Genomic DNA, 8,971 nt, shown 5'->3' on the forward strand with positions numbered 1-8,971 from the left:
CCGGGGCTTTTTTCTATGTATTGAATGGAAAGAGGATGAAGATCTATTTCTCAACTCGGAAGACTTTCACATAGTTGCCCGGACGGTCATCGAGCTCGAGCGACCAGACGGGTGGGATAGCGGTTTGGCGGTAGTAGCGATGGGCGGTAAGTCCAGAGAGGCGTTCCCAGCGGTCGAAGCGTGACATATAGCGAGCCTCGCCGCGCCGAGTGAGGACATAGTAGTCGGGCTTAATCTGGGTGCCATCAAAGGTATAGGCGGTGAGGCAGCGCCCTACAAAGAATTCGCAGACACCGTAGTAGTCGCTCCAGACGGTGAGTGCGGAAGCGTTCGGGAGCGTGTTTAGGTATTGGGCGGCTTCATAACCACCATAGCCCCAGGCATCAGCGATGAGAGCGTTTTTCGGCAGGAGGGTATTGGCGTAGTTTGCATAGAACGGGTAGATGGCACAGAGCGAAACGGCCGAAGCGATGATCACACTGATCGCGACGATGTTGCGGAAGTAAGACCATTTCCTCTCGCCCCAGAAAGCGAATTCACGCAATCCGAAGGCGCCGAGGACAGCGAGAAGTGGGAAGAGGATAATGGCGTAGCGCGCGGTGGCGAGGATATTGGAGTGGATCAGGATGAACGTGAAACCGAGCATGAAGAGTGACAGTGTGAGAATAATAGATCCGTCAGTGATTGCTCGACGCCGGAGTGCGATAATCCCAAGTCCGAAGAGGCTCAGGAGAAGCACTGGCGGGAGCGAGAAGACAATGGCATTCCATTCGAGGAAGAAGGCTTCGAGAAAGTTCGGTACACTCGCATGGTAACGGGCGTCGGTCAGGTCTTTGATGTCGAAGGGGATCGCATAGATGTTCCAGCCGGGGAAGGCATACCGGCTGATGATGACAGCAGTGAAGAGGAAGAGGAAGAAGATCGGTACGAGTTTGACGCTTGGCGCAGCCTTTCGGAGAAGGTAGCGGAGCTTCAGAAGGCACCAGGACTTGAGGAGGAAGAGATCAATGAGAAAGAGCAGCACGACCGGAGCGAAGGAATAAAGAAGGACTTCTTTGTCAGGGACGGTCGCGAGATACTCGGCCAGATATTTTCGGTCAAGGAAGAAGGCGGGGACGGCAGCGAGGACAAGGACGACGGAGGCTGCAGCGATCATGACGAGACGGTAGAAACCGGTCGAGAGTTGCGTGCGGAGCGAATCAAGAGTCTCCTCTTCCGAAGCAGCGATGAAGTGGATGATGTACGCTAAGCCGAAAGCTGGGAATAGGATAAGCGCAGTGTATTTCCGAAAGAGTGCCAGCGTGGTGAACAGGAGAGTCGCGAAGAGGTCGCCGAGTGTCGAATCTGAGCAGCGCGAAATAGGAAAGAAAGCGGCGGTCGAAGTTGACCAGAGAAGGGCATCAGGGTTTTACGATTTGTGTCATGCCAAGAAGCACTGGCGAGAGCGCGGTGAGGCCCGAAGCGAAGAGTGCGGTCCACGGATCGAAGAGCCGGGCGAGGAGGAAAGATGTAGATGAGAATGAGGCCGTTCACGAGGAGGAGCGGTAACCGGAAGGCGAGGAGAGCGGCGCAGTTTCATCGACCTGGCACTGGTACAGCCGATTGTCTTGCTCCACGCAGTGTGTGGCCCGTGTCAGGGGGGCGGAGGGCTGGCCAGTGATGAGGGCGAGCGAGACTCCGGGTTTGTCATTGATGAAGGTTTTTCGAAGCTCCCAGTCACCCCAGGCATTCCAATATTTCGGTACCCGCTCGTAAGCCAGTAGTGTTCGTCCGCGGTCAGAAACTGAGTCAGGTGGACGAGCTGAAGAGCGCATAGAGCCCCATGACCAGGACGAAAAGCGGCTTGGGTTGAGGGGGTTGGTGAGGAAGGACATAGGTTGGGATCGGATGACAGGTGTATATGTAGCATAGCATCCACTTTCGAGCGAGACTCCTCGGGAGTAGGGTACAATAGGGATGCTCATCGAATGGATCATTCAATTCGGACCGATTACAAGCTTCTTCCTTGTTTTTGAAGCATCAGGATGGAATTTTTGCGGCGACTGCGGTACTCATGGCGACGGTCGTCCTCGCGACTGCTGCGAGCTGGTATCGGTCAAGCAGGTGGCTTGGTTTCGCTTTGGAGTACTGCCTTCAGCCTCGTCTTCAACGGCGCGACACTCTATTATGTGGACCCGCAGTGACTCATCCTGAAGGACACACTCTACGATGGCCTCTTCGGGCTGATGTTGCTGTTCGGGCTGGCGTTTCGGAAAAACTTGCTTCGGAAATTCTTCATGCCACTCTTTGCGATTACCGATCGCGGGTGGCATATCCTGCCGTTCGCTGGGCACTTTTTCCTCGTCTCGTCGGCGCTCAATGAAGTGGTCCGGCATTGGGTGACACCGGAAGTCTGGGTGCACTACAAGATTGGCAACACACTCGCTCTTATCAGCTTCGGGCTGTATCAGTTGAGACTCACGGGGCGAGAGCGACCTCACCACGGAAGCAGATCGGTTCAGTATGCGGCTCACTCGGGAGAAGCAGCGATCCCGGTGATGGGTGATGGTAGGGAAGGAATATCTCTTAGTAACTATCTCAAATCTCCTATTGTTCTGCAAAAATGGTTTTGGTTACGCAAAACGCTCAGGTCTCGTCGTTACTCTCCGGTAGCCTTCCTCCGCTTACACTTTGCTCAAAGCCACATACTTACTTAGTAACGAAAGAGATTTGAGATAGTTACTGAGGCATGGATAGAAAAGAAGAAACCGCGGACCGAATCATCGCACCGCAGTTTTCTGTGAGGATTGAAATGGGGCTACCGCCTCACTTTAACAGGTTCCGTGAAAGTTCGAGATTTCGGTGGCGTGGCCCTGGCGAGATTCAGGGTTTTCAGGAGAGATCGCGGATCTCGCATGCCTGACAAACATGCTCTCAGAAACACCATCAGGGATATGGACTTGCCGCAAAATTGGTTTCTTCAAAGAATGCTTCCTCGGATGACCCCAGCCAAGTTCTCGACGAAGCACCAATGCCAGGTTGCTCGTGCCGAATGAGAATAATCAACGCGTCAAGGATGAAGCAATTTTCCATGGCGAAAACCTAATACCAACAAGACGGCAAACATGCCAGTTGTGCTGCCGATAGTGATCAATAAGGAATGGTGGACAAACGTCCATGGCAATTATTCAAACAGGCCGTGTGTTTTGAGCGTGCTCATAACAAGCTCTTTGCATAGCTCGAGATCTTCCTGTGGGAGGTTCCACGTGACTCTCCTTGTGGGTGTATGACGGTGGGTGGACAAGTTGGGAAAGGACGGTAGAAGAGCGAGTGTACTCGTTACCGCCTGGTTTGTCAACGTTGGCGGCTTTTTCTCTACATCAAACCACATCGTAGATGACCGGGATGAAGAAGAGCTTGGCGACACCGGAGAAACAGAGTCCAGCGATGATGGCACCGCCGCGTCCCTCCAGATCGGGTCGGAGAGAGGGATCGGGATGAGGGCTGACGATGGTCGTGAGCGCAGTGAGAGATGGTTCGAGCCGGTTCTCGTGGCGCCCTCGACGACCGCTTCACGGACGGGGAGTCGAGTCGAGGTTCTTGTTGATCTTGTCGACCATGATGATAGAGTTGTTCACCACGATGCCGAAGAGTGCCAGGACGCCGATCAAGGCTGGGAAGGAAAAAGCGGGATCCCGAAGAGCGCAAAGATGACAAAGAACACCGGAAACGGCGATTGGGATCACGAGAAGGACGATCAAAAGCTTTCCGGAAGGAATGGAACTGAATCACCATAGTGCCGAAGATGGGGCCGGGGATCATCGCGTAGAGGATGGACTGGACGGACTTGCTGTTCTCTCATTCACGCCCCCAGTTTTCCAGCTGTAATCGGCCGGGAGACCCAGCTCGGTATGGCGAAGGTTTCAAGTCCTTTGTTGAGTTCAGTGACCGAATAGCCTTCGGTCAACCGGGTGGCAGAGACAGAGGTCGTTCTCTTTTCATCCTCGCGGAAGGGTGAGGAGTTGGATTTTTCTCAATGCCCGAGGGGTGCGAGTGAAAGGAGTGGTATCAGCTTTCCGGCAGGAGTCATCACGACCAGTCGTCTCCGAGGTCTTCGGGTGAGCTGAAACCCTCGCCGGTAAAGCGGATCACGATATCGCGCTTTCGCCGTTGAAACGCATATCTCTTACCGTATAAAATAAACTCCAAGAGTCACGGATGAAGAGGGCGGTGTCAGCGGGACTGAGTCCATCGCTGCAAGCGCAGCTTCGTTCGGTGTGAAAGTGAGTTTTCCGGCACTTGAAAGCGAGATAGGGATTTGACCGTTCCTGGAACACTCTGGAGATAGGTTTTCGTCTTTCCGCGAGGTGTTGAAGAGCATCAAGGTCTTTGCCGAGCAGCTTGAGCTGGAGATCGGCACCTGCCGGCGGTCCACCAGAAAGCTGGGGAAGCTGTCACAGTGCCGCCGTTCAATCCGAGAATTCTGTGTTCAGAGCTCCCTTTACGATTTCTGCACCCCGAGGATTTCAACCGTTCCTTGGCCTTGATGAGGTGAACCGTAAAGAGGATATGGTTGAAGCCCTCGTTGCCGGTTGTACTCGTTTGCTGTCAGTCAGAGCGCCGGACCGATTTCCCGCAGATTAAATCAAGCTCGGCGAGCGAACGGAAGCGAGGAAGGAGTTCGTCCGACGATCTTCCTCGCGGTCCTGGTTGGAACCGATAGGGAGTCCGGTACTGGCGTAGACCGGTAACGATATCGTCTTCCGGGAAAAATCGTTCACGACGAAGCCGAGAGGTAGAAGGGGCGTAGGAGGAAAGCATGAAGACGACGGAGAGAATGATGTGAGTCGTCGCGCTCGCTTCGAAGAGAGAATGCGCTCGATCAGTGCCGAGTACCAGGTACTCAAGCGATCGAACGAGAGGAAACCGTGATCTTTGAAGCCGTCCCAGACTTTACCGGCTTGGGTCTGATGCCAGGCGGTGACGGACAAGAAGAAGGAATGTGCGAGACGGAATCACGAGGAAGAGCATGACCACCCTGAGGAGGTAGAGAAAGCCCACTTGAACGGACCTCGGCACGAGGAAGTACAGCAGGGCGGCGACCAGAAGGTCGTAGGCAATCGTCTGGAGCAGGAGAACGCGACGCGACGGGGAAGTTTCCTTCGAGAAACACTGCCATATACGGGATGACGAGGAGAAGCGCGGTTGCAGCCGAGAGTGGCGAGTGCCGAGGAACGAAAATTGGAATCGGCCGGATGAATTCGCCGATGATGCCTGTTGCAATGAGGGAGCCTTCACAATGGCCCAGACTGTCGGGATGGTCGTGGTTATGATGACACCACTGAAGTCGCGGTAAACCAGAAGCGCTGTTTCAATCGGGGTGAACTTGCCCGATCGGTGATAGCTCGCCAAGGCCGAGATGACGACGATCGCATTATGCTGATGATGCCGAGTGCGATGAGGAGAGAGAAGAGGCCGTAATGGTTAAGGAGATTCCGTGGCCCACATTACGAGGAAAGTGACGAGAAGGTGAAGGGAATGGCGAAGGCCGTGCAAGTGACTGGCGGATGCCGAAAAGAGGAGGGGAGGACGACGAAGACGAGGCCAAAGGTGCCGAGGAAGTCATGCTGCAATTGGCTGAAACTCCGATCGATTTCTTCCGCTCCATTGAAATAGTAGGCGGTTTCAAACGGAACTGACGAGGTTGAACGATAACTTTTCCCGATCGCTCCCCGGACGCTATCGACGTCTCATGGTATCGGAGCCGGTCCGATAGACGGAACGAAGATGGCGCGCGAAACCGCTGACGGTGTGGCTCGCCATTGAGGCAACGAGACTGCCGGGCTTCTCCGTCTCCTGATGTTCGCTACCGATCACGCGGAACGATCTTACCATCGAGAGAGGAATATGGCGTAAATCTTGAACGGTTTCGGCCGATTTTGCCTGATCGAGAGAGGGCGGTGGCGCTTGAAGCGATAGTACCACCAGGAAACTGTGCGAGTGTGCTCGCGACCCGCTGGCCGATGCCGGCAATGTTGAGTCCGTACCCTTAATGATCTCCGGTGAGAGCAAGATCGAGACTTCGGGATCGCGACGATAGGAAAGACCTTTTTCAACGGCGAAGTCGTTTGATCTCCTCGGAGGAGGATGTCGGCAATTTCTTGGGAGGGCACTTTCGTTACCGGGTGCCGAGAGTGCGAAGAGCATTACAGGCTGATTTGTAAAGTCTATCACCTCGACGGATGGATTCTGAGCGGCGTCGGGAGCGTACTTACCTTGGCGTCGATGGCATTCTGGACATGGGTGCTTCGCTTTGCCCGGATCCATCGATGAAGCCAAATTCGACGACAATCGTCGAGACGCTCTCCTGGGAATTCGAAGTGACCCGGAGTCACATCAGAAAGACTGCTGACGGCATCTTCTTTGAGCGGGACAGGACCAGGTCTTCGATATCCTGGGACCGGCGCAAGGAAGGCTGTAGCGACGATCACGGTTGGAATCTGAATATCCGGATTGGCTCCTTCTTCAGAGTGGAAGGGTTTGCGACACCAGCAAAGACCTGAGCGTCACGGTAATGAGCGATGAACCGAAAGCTCGCAAAATATCGCCCGATGAGGCAGGTTCGAAGCGATTCGTCGAAGTGAAGACGATCAAAGAAACCTTTGGTGTAGGACATAGTCGGTTAGCGATGGGTTCAATAGTTTCGTCCCACGGATGTTTCAAGCACAAGAGCGTTGCTTTTTTTCGAGCCCACTTTTACCACAACGGAAGCACCAATCGTTTCACCGAGCGTGACGTTTATCTCAGTGGTTTGATGGTTAGCATTCATGGTGACAACAGAGTTTCCGCTTGCGGCTGAACGGATAGCATCAATGGAATGAGAAAGCGCGCGCTGGGTTCAGAGCGGAGTGGGAGCTCGAGCGTGACATAGCGCTGTTTGGAGCCACAGTATTAGCGACCGACGCGGGGAGTGGATCGGTGGCAACGACGAGACCGTCGGCATTTTCGCTCCGAGCTAATATAACTCGGGAAAGCGCGATCGAATCATCGACCGTTTGAATTCGGGGCAATACCCGTATCAACGAGCGCATCGGCAGTCGCTTTGGGGAGCGTCGCTTCAATGGTCGTTGCCTGGGCCTGGCTGCGGATAGTCATCAGGACCGTTCCGGCCGAAACGAGTTCACCCGGACGGACGGCGATGTATTCGACGGCACCTGAGATAAGGCTTTTTTCGGCTTTGAGTGCAGCATCATTTCGTTCTGCGAGGGCGAGACTGGAGTGCGGAGCTCGAGCGACTGAGTCGGAGACGTTCCAGTTCAAGCTTCTTAAGTTTTCACTTACTTTCTCTTCGGTCTGGTCTTGGTATCGTCAGCGCGAGCGATGCGTCACCCGTTCAAGCTCGATGATTTCCTTATCGAGGGCGAACGCCGTTCGGTGAAGTCGGTTTAAAGACGCGCTTTCTCAATGGCAGGGTCGCCGCACCGCTGTTGTAATCGCTGGTCAGCGTGGCGAGTGTTTGGCCAGTTGAAAAGGTCTTGCCCAGGACGAACGGCAATGGTTTTCACGACGCCCGGTGCGACAGCGACAATATCGTAATGCCAGATTTCTTAACCTGAGCTGGAACGGTCACTCGTCCCTGACAATCTCAACGGTAAAGATCCGAGAAGTCGTGGGTATTTTTCTGGAGGGTCACTTCCGCTATGGGGCGCGAAGCCAGTGGGCGAAAGCAATCGTCGCAAACAGAATGACAACGACGGTCGAAACTGAGAATTGGCCGATTTCGATATGGTGAAAAGCGCTTTGAACATAGAGTGGGTGAAAAAAGCGGATAAAGGTTCGTTGGATAATAGCAGAAAAAAGCCTTTAGTAAAACCATTGTCATTCCGTGATACCATGAGAATCCATCGATTCATCCAAGAAAATCCACGGCTAAGTCTGGCGCTACTCGCCTTGCTGGTCCTCGATTACAGAGCTGGCAACAACAATGGCCGTATATCTTATCGTGGAATCATCATCCTCGGGACCCAGTCCTTCGAACGGATCAGGATCTGGCAGATAGGACCTCGACTATATCGCGTTCCTGACCTTGGTCACAGCCTTGTTCCTCGGCGAAGGTGGCTGGCAGGGGCGATCATCACTCTGATCTCGCTCTCGCGGGCCTATCAGGCAGTACAGGACGCGCCGGGCCGAAGCCTCACTCGCGTCTTTCGGCTGGCCGAAAATGGCACTCAAATCGAACGTGATGGGACGTGTCGAAGTCCCCACTGCAGAAATCCAGATCGGTGAGACCCTCGGTCCCGTCACTGCAGAAATGGTCCCGCTGGACAGGACGCTCGTTTCCGCGGGCGGGCTGTTCCAGTGAAGCAGATCTGACTGGTGAGATGGAACCGGTAGAATGCCGCGCCGCGGTAATCTGCGGAGCGGTAGTGTGAATATGGGTGAAGCCGTGACGCTCACCGTGACCGGAGATTTGGACCACTCAACGTATCAGAGCATGCTCTGGCATCGCCCTGGCCGTGAAACACCGAAGCCGTCGCATCTGGTCCGACTGGCCGGACAGCTCAATTGGCCATTTACGGCCGTCACGCTCATCCTCTCTCCATGGGCACCTATCTTGTGACGGGCGACATGGAGAGCGCGTTTTCTCGCGGTGCTCGTCGTCGCGCTTTCCGTGTCCGCTTCTCATCGCTGCCCCGATCGCCTTCCTCGGTGGATTTCCAGCCTGCGCGCCGCCGCATCATCATCAAGACTGCGAGACCTGAAGCGGCTCGCTTAAGACAACCACCATTTTCTTCCGGTAAGAGCGGACGCTCACCTCGGCATCCCGGCGCTGCGAACGATCGTCCCCCTCGATGTCGCAGTCCCAGGACCAACCCCTGGCCCTCGCTCGGGCGCTCGAAGAACACTCGCTGCACCCGTTGGCCCGAGCGTTGGTCTCGGCCAATCGTGAACATTACGGTGAGATCTCGATGCGACTGGTGTCACTGAGAAT

At 54.7% G+C, this 8,971-nt stretch carries 8 protein-coding genes; 2 read left to right on the forward strand and 6 right to left on the reverse strand.

The features are described from left to right. Positions 1-43: 43 nt before the first annotated feature. Together IPJ68_06330 and IPJ68_06335 are read right to left on the reverse strand one after the other, a co-directional pair. Positions 44-1,156, reverse strand: a complete 1,113-nt coding sequence (locus IPJ68_06330; GenBank protein ID QQR78655.1) for a hypothetical protein — start codon at positions 1,154-1,156, stop codon at positions 44-46. 373 nt (positions 1,157-1,529) lie between these two features. Then, positions 1,530-1,814, reverse strand: a complete 285-nt coding sequence (locus IPJ68_06335; protein QQR78656.1) for a hypothetical protein — start codon at positions 1,812-1,814, stop codon at positions 1,530-1,532. Positions 1,815-2,225: 411 nt separating this feature from the next. Between IPJ68_06335 and IPJ68_06340 the strand changes: the two genes are divergently transcribed. Continuing rightward, positions 2,226-2,696, forward strand: coding sequence for a septation protein IspZ (locus IPJ68_06340; GenBank protein ID QQR78657.1), 471 nt, complete (start codon positions 2,226-2,228; stop codon positions 2,694-2,696). A gap of 855 nt (positions 2,697-3,551) precedes the next feature. Here the strand turns inward: IPJ68_06340 and IPJ68_06345 are convergent. The 4 genes from IPJ68_06345 to IPJ68_06360 all read right to left on the reverse strand — a co-directional run bounded on the left by IPJ68_06345 (position 3,552) and on the right by IPJ68_06360 (position 7,299). Beyond that, positions 3,552-3,740: an efflux RND transporter permease subunit gene (locus tag IPJ68_06345; protein QQR78658.1), complete on the reverse strand. Its 189-nt coding sequence runs from the start codon at positions 3,738-3,740 to the stop codon at positions 3,552-3,554. A gap of 1,192 nt (positions 3,741-4,932) precedes the next feature. After that, on the reverse strand, positions 4,933-5,391 hold the full coding sequence (locus IPJ68_06350; GenBank protein ID QQR78659.1) for a hypothetical protein: 459 nt from the start codon (positions 5,389-5,391) through the stop codon (positions 4,933-4,935). Between the two features lie 1,075 nt (positions 5,392-6,466). Then, positions 6,467-6,655 carry a hypothetical protein gene (locus IPJ68_06355; protein QQR78660.1) on the reverse strand — a complete coding sequence of 63 codons (189 nt, stop codon included), beginning with the start codon at positions 6,653-6,655 and terminating at the stop codon, positions 6,467-6,469. 368 nt (positions 6,656-7,023) lie between these two features. Then, on the reverse strand, positions 7,024-7,299 hold the full coding sequence (locus tag IPJ68_06360) for a hypothetical protein (GenBank protein ID QQR78661.1): 276 nt from the start codon (positions 7,297-7,299) through the stop codon (positions 7,024-7,026). A 1,114-nt stretch (positions 7,300-8,413) separates the two neighbouring features. Between IPJ68_06360 and IPJ68_06365 the strand changes: the two genes are divergently transcribed. Then, positions 8,414-8,599 carry a hypothetical protein gene (locus IPJ68_06365; GenBank protein QQR78662.1) on the forward strand — a complete coding sequence of 62 codons (186 nt, stop codon included), beginning with the start codon at positions 8,414-8,416 and terminating at the stop codon, positions 8,597-8,599. The last annotated feature ends 372 nt before the right edge of the window (positions 8,600-8,971 follow it).

The organism is Candidatus Moraniibacteriota bacterium, from assembly GCA_016699425.1.
Classification (GTDB): Bacteria; Patescibacteriota; Minisyncoccia; order Moranbacterales; family UBA1568; genus SSEF01.

Bases quoted from the DNA above. Each gene is read 5' to 3' on its own strand.
- IPJ68_06330 (QQR78655.1), bottom strand. From the start codon at position 1,156: ATGATCGCTGCAGCCTCCGTCGTCCTTGTCCTCGCTGCCGTCCCCGCC.
- IPJ68_06335 (QQR78656.1), bottom strand. From the start codon at position 1,814: ATGCGCTCTTCAGCTCGTCCACCTGACTCAGTTTCTGACCGCGGACGA.
- IPJ68_06340 (QQR78657.1), top strand. From the start codon at position 2,226: ATGTTGCTGTTCGGGCTGGCGTTTCGGAAAAACTTGCTTCGGAAATTC.
- IPJ68_06355 (QQR78660.1), bottom strand. From the start codon at position 6,655: ATGTCCTACACCAAAGGTTTCTTTGATCGTCTTCACTTCGACGAATCG.
- IPJ68_06365 (QQR78662.1), top strand. From the start codon at position 8,414: ATGGGTGAAGCCGTGACGCTCACCGTGACCGGAGATTTGGACCACTCA.